Origin of the sequence: Microbacterium sp. 2MCAF23 (assembly GCF_052115565.1) — a bacterium.
Taxonomy (GTDB): Bacteria; Actinomycetota; Actinomycetes; order Actinomycetales; family Microbacteriaceae; genus Microbacterium.
Window position 1 is genome coordinate 89,087 of record NZ_JBFRGY010000017.1, and the last position, 13,393, is coordinate 102,479.

Genomic DNA, 13,393 nt, shown 5'->3' on the forward strand with positions numbered 1-13,393 from the left:
GCTGCGCGCGACGGCGCGGCGACTCCGCACGCACTGCGCACGCCGCCGCCGCGGCTGTCCGGGCGCACGGCGCTCATCGGCGCGGTGATCGGCGTCGCGGTAGTGGCCGCCCTCGTCGCAATCGACGTGTTCGCGCCGCATCTGTTCTCCGCCCGCCTGCCGAACCGGCTGCAGGACGGGCTCACCCTGTCACTGAGCGTGCTGTTCGAGGCGCTGCCTTTCGTGATCCTCGGGGTGCTGCTCTCGATCGCGGTGCAGGTATGGCTGCCCGCCGGCGTGATCGAGCGCGTGCTGCCGAAGCGTGGCTGGGCGCGCAGGGCCGTGCTGTCGCTGCTGGGCATGCTCATCCCGGTGTGCGAGTGCGGCAACGTGCCGTTCGCCCGCGGGCTGATGATGCGCGGGCTGGGACCTGCGGAGGCGCTGACGTTCCTCATCGCGGCTCCCATCGTCAACCCCATCGTGATCCTCACGACGCATGCCGCGTTCGGCTTCGACGGCGGGATCCTGGTAGCGCGTCTCGTCGGCGGCTACCTCGTCGCCAACCTGATCGGCTGGGTGTACAGCCGGCATCCCGATCCCGACGCGCTGCTCACCGCGCGGTTCCGCGACACCTGCGAGGTCGTCGTGCACGAGCAGGGATCCGGGATCCGCCGGAGCCTGGCCCAGTTCCTCATCGAGCTGCGCGCCGTGATGCCCGCGCTGATCATCGGATCCGCGCTCGCGGGCGCCGTGCAGGTGCTCGTCCCGCGCGACGTGCTGCTGGCGATCGGCTCCAACCCGCTGCTGTCCGTCGTCGCGATGATCGCGCTGGCCATCTCGGTGGCGATCTGCTCGAACGTGGACTCGTTCTTCGCGCTCTCGTTCGCCTCGACGTTCTCGCCGGGCGCGATCGTCGCCTTCCTCCTGGTGGGTCCGCTGGTCGACATCAAGATGATGGCGCTGCTGCGCACCACCTTCACCGCCCGCACCCTCGGCGGGATCGTCGGCATCGTGATCCTGTTCGGCTTCGCCCTGGGGATCGGGGTGAACGTCTTTGCCTGAGGTTCTTCCTGAGACGACGACTGCGCACCGGCCCTCTCGTGCGCAGGCACTCGGCACCCGCTGGCTCGGCGCCGGTCTGGCCGTCGCGCTCGCGATCGCCACCCTCGTCCTCGCCTTCACGGGGCGGCTCACGCTCTACATCAGCCCCGAGACGGTGTGGTTCGCCGTGGCCGCAGCGATCGCGACGCTGGTCGGCGCCGTATGGTCGTGCGTGCTGCCGCTCGGCGCGGAGCAGGACCACGGTCACGATCACGGAGACGCCGACCACGGGCATGACCACGACCACGCGCCCGCCCGGTCCGGCCGCCGCGTGCTGGGCACGGTGCTGGGTGCGACGGGCGGAGTGATCGCGACCGGTGTCGTCGCGGGAGCTCTGTTGCTGCCTCCTGCGTCCCTCTCGGTGGACATGGCGATGCAGCGAGCCCCGATGGGCAACGTGCTGTTCGCCGGCGCCGACGACGTCGCCCTCGGAGCGAACACCGACACCAGCACGTTCGGCGTGGGCGGCTGGGCCAGCGTGTTCGCCACGGGCTCCCGGCCCGAGAAGTACGACGGATCCACGGTGACCCTCACCGGCTTCCTCACGCCCAGCGGATCCGCGAAGGATCAGGCGCACCTGACCCGCATGGTCATCACGCACTGCGTGCTCGACGCGCAGCCGGCGTCGGTGCCCGTGCAGATCAGCGGCTGGCAGGGCCAGTACGCTGTGGGCGACTGGATTCAGGTGAAGGGGACCGTTCGCGCCAGCGCGGACGGGAAGCTCTCGATCGTGCCGGCCAGTGTGTCGAAGATCTCGGAGCCGAAGGACCCCTATGAGCACTGACGACGCGGATCACCCCCTCACCCGCGCCGAGTTGCGCGCGCGCCGTGCGGCGGAGGAGGCGGCTGCCGGGGTGGAAGCCGCGGCGCCGGAAGATTCCGAGCCGGCCGAGCCTTCCGAGGCCGCTGCGCCGAGGGCCTCGACTGCGGCGGACGCTCCTGAGGCTCCGCAGGTCCCCGCCGTGCCGACCGCGGATGAGCCGGTCACCCGCTCTGCGGCGCCCGAGCAGGTCTTCGACGACACTCCGGGACCGCGGCGGACGCCGAACGCAGGATCGGGCACAAGCGCCTCGACGGCCGATGCCGCTCCGGCGCAGGCCGAGGCCGAGTTCCCGGACGTCGCCCCCGCGCCGGCCGCGGCGGCGGCGACGCGCGTGCACCAGGAGGATCCGCCCCTCGTGCCGGACGATGCGCATGTCGAAGAGCCGCCGGCGGATCCGCAGCTCGCGCCACCCACGGACCCGCGGCTCGAGCCCCCGGAGTGGCAGCCCCATCCCACGCCGGCCCCGGTCGCGCGCCGCCGACGGTTCCCGCTGGTCCTCGGTGCGGTGATCGGGGCGCTCGTGCTCGTGGTCGCCGCGTTCGGGGTGATCACGCTGTTGCAGGGACCGCGCGTGAGCAGCGTGAAGATCGACGCGCAGTCGGCGATCGACGCCTCCGGTACGCGCATGATCATCACCGCCAGCCAGCCGCTGGCGAAGGTGGATCCGAAACAGGTGAGCGTGAGCCCCAAGGCTCCGTTCACCGTCGACACGTCGGGGCGCAACCTCGGGATCCGCTTCACCGTGCCGCTCGACGACGACACGACCTACACGGTCACCGTCAAGGATGCGACCGGCACCGACAAGCAGCGTCAGAGCACACTGCAGGCGACCTTCCAGACGCCGAAGTCGACGATCTTCCTGCTGCAGCGCAACGCCGACGGCGATGACACGATCTTCCTCACCGACCTCGGCGGCAAGAACGCCGTCCCGGTGGTGCAGCACGAGAAGATCGACGACTTCCGCGCAACGGCCGACCACCTCGTGGTGGCGACGGAGAAGGGCGGCACGTCGGTGCTGCTGGTGATGGATCGGAAGGGCAAGAACCAGCGGGAGCTGAAGCTGCCCGGCCCCGGGTTCCTCTCGAACCTGCAGGTGTCCGAGCGCGGCAACCTCGTCGGCTACACCTTCACCGACAAGGGCATCAGTGCGACCAGCGGTCGGGCGAGCATCCTGGTGAGCCAGTCGCTCACGGGCGACGGCGAGCCGCAGATCGTCACGGTCGGGGACAAGATGCCGAGCATCGCCCAGTGGGCGTTCGTGCCCGACTCCTCCTCAGCGCTGTTCATCGACTTCAGCGGTGCGCTGTACGTCGAGGACCGTTCCGATGCGAAGGCGAAGCCGACGGCCCTCGGCGCCGCGCAGACCGTCGAGGGCATCTCCCGAGGCACCTACACGGCGATCGTCAGCCGCGGCAACGACCTGGTCGAGCTGAACCTGGCGGACGGATCCGAGAAGCCCCTGGCCGCCTCCACCCCCGACTTCGGCGTGCCGGGCACGATCGCGCCCTTCCCCGGAGGCACGCTGCGACAGGTCGCCACCCGCGATGCCACCGGGTTGCCGACCGGGCAGATCGTCACCCGGGTAGACGACGACGGCAAGGCGACGAAGCTGTTCAGCGTGACCGGATCCGACGCGATCATGCAGGCCTGCCCGTCCCCGAGCGGGCAGTACAGCGCGATCGTGGTGGCCCCCAAGCTCGTGAACAACCCCTACGACCAGTCGCTGCTGCCGCTGCCGACCACGATGCAGACGCACATCGTCGACACGAAGACCGGCAAGGAGCTCGTCGTGCTTGCCGGCTTCGACCCGTCGTGGTGCGCACAGGCGCCGCACCGGTGATGACCGGCGCGGGTCTTCCGCCCGCTGGCGACGGCCTGCGCCGCGCCCGGCGGGAGGACCTGCAGGCGCTGCCGCTCGAGGTGGCGCCGCGCCTGCTCGGTGCCCGGTTGCGCACGTTCGTGGACGGCGCCGAGGTGCAGCTGCGGATCACCGAGGTCGAGGCCTACCACGGCAAGGGCGTGGGCCCGGTGCCGGATCCCGGCTCCCACGCCCGGATGGGCCGCACCGCGCGCAACGCCACGATGTGGGGCGAGCCCGGGCATCTGTACGTGTACCTCAGTCACGGCATCCACTCCTGCGTGAACGTGGTGTGCGCACCCGACGGCGTCGCCGGTGGTGTGCTGCTGCGGGCCGGCGAGGTCGTCTCCGGTGTCGAGGCGGCGGCGGTGCGGCGCGGTGTGCGTCCGAAACTCAGTCGATCTGGGGGTGCCGACGCGGATCCGGCGCTGGACAGCGCCGGATCAACTGAGTTTCAGACCCGGGAGCTGCGCGACCTCGCGCGCGGACCGGGCCGGTTCGGTCAGGCGTCGGGCCTGCGGCACCCGCGGCACGACGGCATCGACGCCGTCACGGGCGGCGAGCAGGCGGGAGCGCGGGCCGAGCTCTGGCTCGGCTCGCCGCTGGCCGAGGTCGCGACGGGCCCGCGAGTGGGGGTGGCCGGTCACGCCGGCACGGATGCGTTCCCCTGGCGGTTCTGGATCCCCGGGGATCCGACCGTGTCCCCGTTCCGCTGGGGCCGGGGCGCCGCCGAGGCCGCCGCAGCCGCCGACACGCCCGGCCGCTGATCCGTGCTAAAGTAGCTCTTTGTCTGCGCACACTCCTGTGCGCAGTTCGTGTGCCTCCCCTTCTGAACCGAGCGATCGGGCAGGGGAGAGGCGTGCAGACAAGGGATCTTGGGTGGGGCCGTCCGGCCTCACGGTAGAGAAGGAGTCATCATGGCAGCAGTGTGCCAGGTGACCGGAGCAGTTCCCGGTTTCGGTCACAACATCTCGCACTCGCACCGTCGGACGAAGCGCCGCTTCGACCCGAACGTGCAGAAGAAGACGTATTTCGTTCCGTCGCTCGGTCGTAAGATCACGCTCAACGTGTCCGCCAAGGGCATCAAGGTGATCGACGCCCGCGGCATCGAGCGGGTCGTCGCGGACCTCCAGGCGAAGGGTGTGAAGCTCTAATGGCCAAGAAGGCTCAGGACATCCGTCCGATCATCAAGCTGCGTTCGACCGCGGGCACGGGGTACACCTACGTGACCAAGAAGAACCGCCGCAACACCCCCGACCGCCTCGTGCTGAAGAAGTACGACCCGGTGGTTCGCAAGCACGTCGAATTCCGAGAGGAGCGTTGATCCATGGCTAAGAAGAGCAAGATCGCGCGCAACGAGCAGCGCAAGGTCGTCGTCGAGCGTTACGCCGAGCGTCGTGCCGAGCTGAAGAAGACCCTGGTCGACCCGAACGCGACCGAGGAGGCCCGCGAGGCCGCCCGCGTCGGCCTGCAGAAGCTTCCGCGCAACGCGTCGCCTGCCCGCGTCCGTTCGCGCGACGCCATCGACGGCCGCCCCCGCGGTGTCCTCACGAAGTTCGGCATCTCGCGTGTCCGCTTCCGTGACATGGCGCACCGTGGCGAGCTGCCCGGCGTGACCAAGTCGAGCTGGTAAGTCTTACCGGTCCCTGAGTTCATCCCAGGGACGCAAGGGGCGAGGATCTTCGGATCCTCGCCCCTTCTGCGTGTCCGGAGGTCTCGTCACACCTCGGGCGTCGCCACCGGTTCGCGGAGCTCGTTCGCGGTGGCCCAGCCCAGCGCGTCGTCGGCGATCTGCTCCCAGCCGTCCTGGCTCACCAGCCGGTGGGTGCGGCCCGGGTACTCGCGGTAGTCGACGACCGCCGGGCTGCCGCTGGAGCGGTACTTCTTGACGATGGCCTTGCCGATCGCCGGGGGCACGACGTGGTCGATCTCGCCGGTGATGACCAGGAGCGGTGCGCGGTCGGTGCGGTCGTAGTCGACGTGGGTGACGCCGCCCTTCTCATTGAGCACGGACGAGACGCCCTCGAAGAAGACGCGGTTGTAGGAGTTGACCGCGTACTCCTGCCACAGCCGGTCGGACTCCGCGCGGGGCAGGTCGTTGCCGAAGGTGAAGTGGAAGTGGCGCTTCGACAGCGGCTTCGCGCCGTTGCGTCCGAACGGGTTGGACAGGATCGGGGTGCCCGTCCACAGCGTCGACAGCGGCAGTGTCGTGATGCCGGCGGTCTGCCCCGGGGCGACTCCGACGTAGGCGGCACCGAGGCCGCGGTCCGCGAGCATCTGAGTGATCACGCCACCGAACGAGTGCCCCATGATGATCGGCTTCACCGGGAGGGCGCGGATGATTCGCTCGTAGTGGTCGACGATCTGCTTCAGGCCCACGCCCTTGAGCGCTTCGGGGTTGCGCCGGATGTCTTCGACGTCGCGGTCGTCGATACCGGGCCAGCCCGGGACGATCACCTCGTGGCCGGCGTCGCGGAAGCGCTGCGCCCAGGTGTTCCAGCTCTTGGGCGTCATCCACAGCCCATGGATGAGGACGATCGGGGTCTTGGTCGAGGTGGTCATGTCGTGCTCCTTGGGTGATTCGGTGTTCGAGTGGTCTGCGGGATCCGCGTCTGCTGCTTCGCTGCCCATGGTAGACTGAACGTTCTATCTACACAAGAGTATTCCCGTGTGGCACGATGGACGAGGAAGGGCATTCATGACGACGACCACAACGACAGTCCGCCCCGGCTCGGCGCGGCAGAGACTGCTCGACGCGGCGACCAAGCTCTTCTATCGCGAAGGCATCCACTCGGTTGGCGTCGACCGGATCATCGAGACCGCGGGCGTCACTCGCGCCACGATGTACAAGCAGTTCTCGGGCAAGGAGGGGCTGGTCCTCGCTTACCTCCAGGGCGAGGACGAAGAACTGCGCGGACTGTTCGCGCTGGCTGCCGAGGCATCGGATGATCCCGCCGTGCTGCTCGACCTCGTCGTGGACGGGATCGCGCACGACATCCGTGAGCGTCACACGCGCGGTTGCCCTTTCATCAACGCCGCCGCCGAATACCCTGATCAGGGCCCGGTGCGAGACCTCATCGCGGTGCACCGCGAGTGGTTCCGCGAGACGCTGAGGCAGCTGGCCGAGGGGGCGCAGCTGCGCGACCCCGACGCGGTGGCGGCTTCTCTCGTCCTGCTCCGCGATGCGGCCCTGGTCGGCGGGTACCTCGACGGACAGAACAGGGTCGCTCCCGCGTTCGCCCGCACCGCGCGAGACCTCATCGCCGCTCACGGCCGGTGACCTCCGGGCGCCCGCCCCTGTGACTGGAGTGACGAATGAGGCGCGACACGCCGTCTCAAAACGTCAAAACCCGCGAAATGACGCGGAAATCCGGGGTTTGGTTGATACATTCAAGGCGGTCGTTCGACCAACGGGGGGCATCCGCCCATCCGGAACTCTGATACGAAGCGACGGGATCCCGTCGCTGGAGGATGAAATGGCTGACAAGTCCATCACCAAGACCGAGCTCGTCGCGAGCATCGCCAGCGCCACCGGCCAGAGCCAGGCTGCCGTCTCCGGCGTTCTCGATGCCCTGTTCGCCACGGTCTCGGACGCTGTTGCCAAGGGCAGCAAGGTCTCGATCCCGGGCTGGATCTCCTTCGAGCAGGTCGCCACCGCCGCCCGCACGGGCCGCAACCCGCAGACCGGCGCCGAGATCAAGATCCCGGCCGGCAAGCGCGTCAAGGTGACCGCCGGCTCCAAGCTCAAGGCTGCCGTCAAGTAATTCCGGCTTCGCCTCGCAAGGCCGTCCCTCTCTCGGAGGGGCGGCCTTTCGCGTGGGGCCTCGCAATCGGCCGGGCTCCCGGCAGACCGTGAGCGACACCGGAATAGGCTGGAGGGGTGAATCGCCCCGCCACCGGGGTCCGCCCCGAGACCGGGTCGGATGCCGCCCGCTCCGCCCTGCCCGCCGGATCCCCGTCGCTGCGCATCGCCGGTCCCGTGATCCTTGTCGGCGCCGCGATCCTCGCCGTCGTCGCCGGGCTCGCGTTCGGCGGGGGCGCAGCGCCCAACCTGCTCCTCGATCCTGGACCCGTGGTGCGCTGGGGCCTGCCCGTCGTGAAGACGATCAGCAACCTGGGCGCGGCGGCGATGCTGGGCTCCCTCGTGCTCGCGTTGTTCGCCCTGCGCAGCGGGGCGCGCTCTTTCGAGATCGCACTGGACACCGCCTCGATCGGTGCCGCGGTCTACACGGTCGCAAGCGCCGTGGCGGGTCTGTTCACGTTCCTGCAGACGCTCGGTGTGAAGCTCAGCGCGGGGCCGGAGTTCGGCGCCCAGCTGGGCCGGTTCCTGCTCGAGCTCCCTCTCGGTCAGGCCTGGCTGATGACGGTGCTCGCGGGCGCCGTCATCACGATCGCCGCGTTCGCCTTCCGCGGCTGGACCGCCACTCTGCTCACCGCGATCCTCGCCGCCGCCTCGTTCGTCCCGCTCGCCACGCAGGGCCATGCGGGCGAGCTCAGCGGCCATGACGCCGCGGTGAACTCGCTGCTGCTGCACACGGTCGGCGCCGCGGTGTGGATCGGCGGCCTCGTGCTGCTGATCGTGCTGCGCGGATCCCGCAGCGAGCTCGCCGACGCCGGGCGTGGCGGCGCCCGCAAGGGCAGCGCCACGGCCGGTGCGCACGCCTCCGCCAAGCCCGGGGCGAAGAGCGCCAAGAGGCCCGCCGGCGCGAAGAAGACCAGGGGTGCCCTCACCTTCGCGGACCTCGTGCGCCGCTACTCCTCCCTCGCCCTCGCCGCGTACATCGTGGTCGCGGTCTCAGGCATCGCCCGCTCCATCGTCGCCGTGGGCGACTGGGCCGGTCTGCTCACGCCCTACGGCGGACTCATCGTCGCCAAGGCGATCGTGCTGATCCTGCTCGGTGCGCTCGGAGCCCGCTACCGCACCCGGCTCATCCCGAAGCTCGAGCAGGACGGATCCGGCTCCGCGTCGGCGAACGCGGGCGGATCCGGCCCGTTCTGGACCCTGGTGCTGCTGGAGCTCGCGCTCATGGGCATCGCCTCCGGCCTCGCCGCCGCGCTCTCGCGCACCGCGCCGCCCACCGGCCTCGAGGTGGCCACCGTGCGCACGCCGGCCGAGATCCTCACCGGCTCCCCGCTGCCCCCCGAACTCACCCCGATCCGCTGGATCACGGCGTGGAACATCGACCTGATCTGGGCGACCGCCGCGGCGTTCGGAATCGCGCTGTACGTGCTCGGAGTCCTCCGGCTGCGCAAGCGCGGCGACGCCTGGCCGATCCACCGCACGGTGGTCTGGATCCTCGGGATGCTGGGGCTGGTGTGGGTCACCGGGGGCGCGATCAACGCGTATCAGGAGACTCTGTTCAGCGTGCACATGCTCGGGCACATGATGCTCTCCATGGCGATCCCGCTGCTGCTCGTGGCCGGCGCTCCGGTCACGCTCGCCCTGCGCGCGATCGACAAGCGCGACGACGGCACCCGCGGCGGGCGGGAATGGATCCTGTGGGCGGTGCACTCGCCGTTCTCGCGGGTGGTCACCAACCCGTTCGTGGCGGCGGCGATCTTCGTGCTGTCGCTGTGGGCGTTCTACTTCACCGACCTCGTGCGCTGGGCCATGACCGACCACATCGGGCACGAGTGGATGACGATGCACTTCCTCATCTCGGGATACCTGTTCGTGCTCAGCCTGATCGGCGCGGATCCGGTTCCGCGGCGGCTGCCGTACGCAGGACGCCTCATCACGCTCATCGCCGTGATGGCCACGCACGCGTTCTTCGGCATGGCGATAATGATGCAGTCGGGCCTGATGGTCGCCGAGTGGTTCGGATCCATGGGCCGCACCTGGGGGGCGACGCCGCTGCAGGACCAGTACGTGGGCGGCGGCGTGGCATGGTCGGTGGGGGAGATCCCGACGCTGATCCTCGCCATCACGGTCGCGATCCAGTGGAGCCGCAGCGACGCGAAGGTGCAGAAGCGTCAGGACCGGGCTGCCGATCGCTCGGGCGATGCGGAGCTCGAGGAGTACAACGCGCGGCTCGCCGAACTCGCGGAGAAGGACGCCAGGGCTGCCGCCCGCGGGCGCTGAGGCCCCACGGGGTCGTTGAGCGAGCGAAGCGAGACGAAACGCGGCACCCCGGCAGGGCACCGCGTTTCGTCTCGGTCGCCTTCGGCGTCCTCGCTCAACGACCACGTGCGGGGCGGGCTCAGCCTTCGGATCCGGGCGGGGGAGCGGACTGCTCGGGTGAGGTGATGCTGATCGAGGCGGATCCGTCGGGCAGGAACCGGATCGTCCCGTCCACCTCGAACGGCACGTCCTCGTCGACGTGCGACACGGATCCGTCGTAGAGCGACTTCACCTCGAGCTCGATGTGTGCGGTGGCCGGGGTCGCCACGATCTTCCACCCCTCGCCGTCGGGCTGCAGGGTGATGTCGGGTCCCTTGACCATGCTCCAGGTGGGGCCGTCGACGACCCGGTTGGGCACGGTCTGACCGAACGGGCAGCCGGTGGGCTGCAGAACATGCTGCGTCGTGCACTGCGCGAGGAAATCGTCGACGCGCTGCTGCACGACCTTGACGAAGGCGTCGGTGGGCTTGGCCTGCACATCCAGCGGCACGTCGGCGAGCGGCTTGTCGGCCAGCACCCCGATGCCGGTCGCGGTCGCGGTCGCGGTCTTCACGGACACCGAATACAGCCCCGGGGAGAACACCAGCATCGGGACCGCGTCGAGCGCCGATGAGTCCGCACCCTGCGCCGCGACCTGGCGGCGGTCGAGCTCGAAGCCGTTCACGAAGAACCGGTCGGATCCGCGCACGGTGAGCGAGATGACGGCGAGCGGGCTCTGCGCGAACTCCCACGCGGGTGCGACGCCGATCCAGCCGTCCTGAGCGACGCGGAAGGTGGAGGATCCGGCGTGACCCCCGGCCTTGTACGTCACGGTGACCGAGGTGGCGTCGCCGTCGGGGTGCTCGTCGGTCACGACGATGTCGGTGAGTGTGCCGAGTGCGTCATGACGCAGCAGAGCATCGGAGGCGGAGCGGAACGCGTCGGTGTCGAGGTCGCCGTGCGAGAGGGCGACGCCGGGCAGCTGCAGGGCGTCGGCCGCGCGACCCTCGCTGAGCAGCGTCAGGTAGCGCGTGACGAAGGCGGAGGGGCTGTAGAACTCGCGGTACATGGTGAGTCCGCCCGCGGCGAGGGCGGCCACCAACACGGCGCCGACGACAGCCAGCAGGGTGAGGTCAGACCAGAGCGAGGCACGGCGACGCGCACTCCGCGCCCGGCGCGACCGCACGCCTGGCGTCAGCACCCCCGCCGACTGCACCATGTGCGCCAGTCTACGAAAGTCCGCCTGCAGGAACCCCGAGTGGCCCGGCCGGGTCCGCGAGACTGCAACTGAGTGACGAGACTGCACTCCCGGAGTGCTGTCTCGTTATTCCAGTGCAGTCTCGCGGTCAGAGAAGACGCTCGCCGGTAGAATTCGAGGACCGTGAGCACGCCGACCCTCTCCGCCGAACAGGAAGAACTGTTCCGACTGATCGAGGACACCCGCGAGCACGTGTTCATCACCGGGCGCGCCGGCACAGGCAAATCGACCCTGCTGCAGCACTTCGCGTACAACACGCAGAAGCAGATCGCCGTCTGCGCCCCCACGGGAGTGGCAGCGCTGAACGTCGAGGGGCAGACGATCCATTCGCTGTTCCGGCTGCCGATCGGCCTCATCGCCGACACTGAGATCGACCAATCGGATGCGACCCGCAAGATCTTGAACGCGATCGACACGCTCGTGATCGACGAGGTGTCGATGGTCAACGCGGATCTGATGGACGCGATCGACCGGTCGTTGCGTCAGGCGCGGGGCCGCAAGGCGGAGGCGTTCGGCGGCGTGCAGGTCGTGATGTTCGGGGATCCGTATCAGCTGGCCCCCGTGCCGCCACGGGGCGACGAGTTGCGCTACATCCAGGACCACTACCGCTCCTTCTGGTTCTTCGACGCCAAGGTGTGGACCGGTGGTGAGGCCACCGACGGACTGCTCGACATCGGCACGCACGGCGCGACGCTGCACGTGCGCGAGCTCGTGCACATCCACCGGCAGTCCGATGCGGGGTTCAAAGCGATGCTGAACGCGGTGCGCTACGGCCGGGTGACCGCCGAGATCGCGGGTGCGCTCAACGACGCGGGCGCGAGGACGCCGCCGGATCCGGCACCCGGCGAGATCCCGATCATCACGCTCGCCACGCGCAACGACATCGTGAACGGCATCAACGCCCGCCATCTCGCGGCGCTGCCCGGCAAGGTGCAGAAGGCCAAGGCCGACATCTCCGGCGACTTCGGCCGCGGCGAGTCGAACTATCCGGCCGACCAGGAGCTGCAGCTCAAGGAGGGCGCGCAGGTGATGTTCCTGCGCAACGACATCGCAGCGTCGCCGGATCCGCCGCGCTGGGTGAACGGCACGATCGGGACGGTGGTGCGCATCCTCGGCGATGCCGTGCGCGTGGAGATCGACGGCGAGGAGGTCGATGTCGAACCCGCGGTCTGGGAGCGCTATCGCTACATCTACAACCCCGGCACCAAGACGCTCTCCCGCGAGGTGGTCGCCGAGTTCACGCAGTTCCCGCTGCGGCTCGCGTGGGCGGTCACGATCCACAAGTCCCAGGGCAAGACCTACGATCGCGCGATCGTGGATCTCGGATCCGGCGCCTTCGCCCCCGGGCAGACCTACGTCGCGCTGTCGCGGCTGACCTCGCTGGACGGGCTGTACCTGTCCCGTCCGCTGCGCCCCCGCGACATCCGCGTCGACGAGGACGTGCGCCGCTTCATGCGCGCCGCGTGGGAGGCCCGCCAGGGGGACTCCACGCCGCAGGTCGGGTCGTAAGGCGACGCATGCGGTACATGGGATCAGGTGCTTTCGCGGGCGGTGGCGACGGCGCTGCTGCTCTTCGCGCTCACGGTCGCGCTGTTGCGCAAATCTGGCACGGCCGAGGCTCGTAACTGTCTGGCCCCGGGGCTAAGTTGAAGCCATGAATCGCACGGCGAGGATCGCCACCTGGGCGGTCGCCGGGCTCGTGGTCGCCGCCCTCGCCGTTGGCGCAGGCACCGCCGTCGCGACCATCACAACAGCCGTTCCGCACGCAACGACTCCGCCGACGAGCTCCTCTGAACGGTCCGCTACGCCCACACCGGAGCCGTCAGCCAGCTTCCCGACATCTGAGCAGGAGCGTGTGGGAGGCGCAGAGAACTGCCACCCGCCCGCGCAGATCAAGACCACGGACGTGGTCGATGCCGACGGAAATCTCCTTGGACGCCGGGGAGAGCTCCTGGCTGAGCCGATCGATTTCGGACCGCGCGAAGGCGCGAGCGGCACCGTGAACCTTGACGGCCAGGGGCGGATCGTGAGCTACACGACGGTCGCGGGCGACAACTGGGACGGCATCGAGACGCGCCTCTGCATGGACTACGTGTCCGTCGCGCGGTACAACTTCGTGGGCACGCATCCTGCGCCGCCCTACTACGAGCGGCCCTGGACTCCGGGGGACACGTTGATCCTCCGCCCGGACCCATCGGTCGTCATGCCTCGCCCCGGCCTCCCCTGACCACACATCTCCAGGCCGAGCGAGCCACCTGAAGATCCGGAACCGTT

The 13,393-nt window shown here is 69.6% G+C and carries 14 protein-coding genes; 12 read left to right on the forward strand and 2 right to left on the reverse strand.

The window, feature by feature from the left end; all coding sequences use genetic code 11:
• The first annotated feature begins 33 nt into the window (after positions 1-33).
• The 7 genes from AB4078_RS17610 (at position 34) to rpsN (ending at position 5,394) form a co-directional block, all read left to right on the forward strand.
• On the forward strand, positions 34-1,041 hold the full coding sequence (locus tag AB4078_RS17610) for a permease (RefSeq protein ID WP_441978229.1): 1,008 nt from the start codon (positions 34-36) through the stop codon (positions 1,039-1,041).
• Positions 1,034-1,864: a TIGR03943 family putative permease subunit gene (locus AB4078_RS17615; protein ID WP_440732569.1), complete on the forward strand. Its 831-nt coding sequence runs from the start codon at positions 1,034-1,036 to the stop codon at positions 1,862-1,864. The genes AB4078_RS17610 and AB4078_RS17615 overlap by 8 nt, the downstream gene beginning before the upstream one ends.
• On the forward strand, positions 1,854-3,743 hold the full coding sequence (locus tag AB4078_RS17620) for a hypothetical protein (RefSeq protein ID WP_441978208.1): 1,890 nt from the start codon (positions 1,854-1,856) through the stop codon (positions 3,741-3,743). The genes AB4078_RS17615 and AB4078_RS17620 overlap by 11 nt, the downstream gene beginning before the upstream one ends.
• Entirely contained in the window at positions 3,743-4,528 is a 786-nt protein-coding gene (locus tag AB4078_RS17625; protein ID WP_441978230.1) for a DNA-3-methyladenine glycosylase, read from the forward strand. The genes AB4078_RS17620 and AB4078_RS17625 overlap by 1 nt, the downstream gene beginning before the upstream one ends.
• 150 nt (positions 4,529-4,678) lie before the next feature.
• Positions 4,679-4,915 (forward strand): 50S ribosomal protein L28, encoded by a 237-nt coding sequence (rpmB, locus tag AB4078_RS17630; RefSeq protein WP_045250845.1) that lies wholly within the window; start codon positions 4,679-4,681, stop codon positions 4,913-4,915.
• Positions 4,915-5,085 (forward strand): 50S ribosomal protein L33, encoded by a 171-nt coding sequence (gene rpmG / locus AB4078_RS17635; protein WP_045250846.1) that lies wholly within the window; start codon positions 4,915-4,917, stop codon positions 5,083-5,085. Before rpmB ends, rpmG begins: the two co-directional genes overlap by 1 nt.
• Positions 5,086-5,088: 3 nt before the next feature.
• The gene (rpsN, locus tag AB4078_RS17640) at positions 5,089-5,394 is read left to right on the forward strand and encodes a 30S ribosomal protein S14 (protein WP_233311002.1); all 306 of its coding nucleotides are present in this window, start codon (positions 5,089-5,091) and stop codon (positions 5,392-5,394) included.
• An 86-nt stretch (positions 5,395-5,480) separates the two neighbouring features.
• On the opposite strand, the gene AB4078_RS17645 is transcribed toward rpsN, so the two are convergent.
• A complete protein-coding gene (locus tag AB4078_RS17645; protein ID WP_441978209.1) occupies positions 5,481-6,323 on the reverse strand; it encodes an alpha/beta hydrolase in 843 nt (280 codons plus the stop codon).
• A 136-nt stretch (positions 6,324-6,459) separates the two neighbouring features.
• Between AB4078_RS17645 and AB4078_RS17650 the strand changes: the two genes are divergently transcribed.
• From AB4078_RS17650 to AB4078_RS17660, 3 genes are all read left to right on the forward strand, one after another.
• Positions 6,460-7,041 carry a TetR/AcrR family transcriptional regulator gene (locus AB4078_RS17650; protein ID WP_441978210.1) on the forward strand — a complete coding sequence of 194 codons (582 nt, stop codon included), beginning with the start codon at positions 6,460-6,462 and terminating at the stop codon, positions 7,039-7,041.
• 196 nt (positions 7,042-7,237) lie between these two features.
• The gene (locus tag AB4078_RS17655; RefSeq protein WP_045250850.1) at positions 7,238-7,525 is read left to right on the forward strand and encodes an HU family DNA-binding protein; all 288 of its coding nucleotides are present in this window, start codon (positions 7,238-7,240) and stop codon (positions 7,523-7,525) included.
• Between the two features lie 116 nt (positions 7,526-7,641).
• Positions 7,642-9,843, forward strand: coding sequence for a cytochrome c oxidase assembly protein (locus AB4078_RS17660; protein ID WP_441978211.1), 2,202 nt, complete (start codon positions 7,642-7,644; stop codon positions 9,841-9,843).
• Between the two features lie 118 nt (positions 9,844-9,961).
• Here AB4078_RS17660 and AB4078_RS17665 read toward each other — a convergent pair whose 3' ends face one another.
• Complete coding sequence (locus AB4078_RS17665) at positions 9,962-11,080, reverse strand: hypothetical protein (RefSeq protein ID WP_441978212.1); 1,119 nt, start codon at positions 11,078-11,080, stop codon at positions 9,962-9,964.
• A 162-nt stretch (positions 11,081-11,242) separates the two neighbouring features.
• Here AB4078_RS17665 and AB4078_RS17670 point away from each other — a divergent pair, with 162 nt between their 5' ends.
• Together AB4078_RS17670 and AB4078_RS17675 are read left to right on the forward strand one after the other, a co-directional pair.
• Complete coding sequence (locus AB4078_RS17670) at positions 11,243-12,628, forward strand: ATP-dependent DNA helicase (RefSeq protein ID WP_441978213.1); 1,386 nt, start codon at positions 11,243-11,245, stop codon at positions 12,626-12,628.
• A gap of 145 nt (positions 12,629-12,773) precedes the next feature.
• Positions 12,774-13,346: a hypothetical protein gene (locus AB4078_RS17675; RefSeq protein ID WP_441978214.1), complete on the forward strand. Its 573-nt coding sequence runs from the start codon at positions 12,774-12,776 to the stop codon at positions 13,344-13,346.
• The last annotated feature ends 47 nt before the right edge of the window (positions 13,347-13,393 follow it).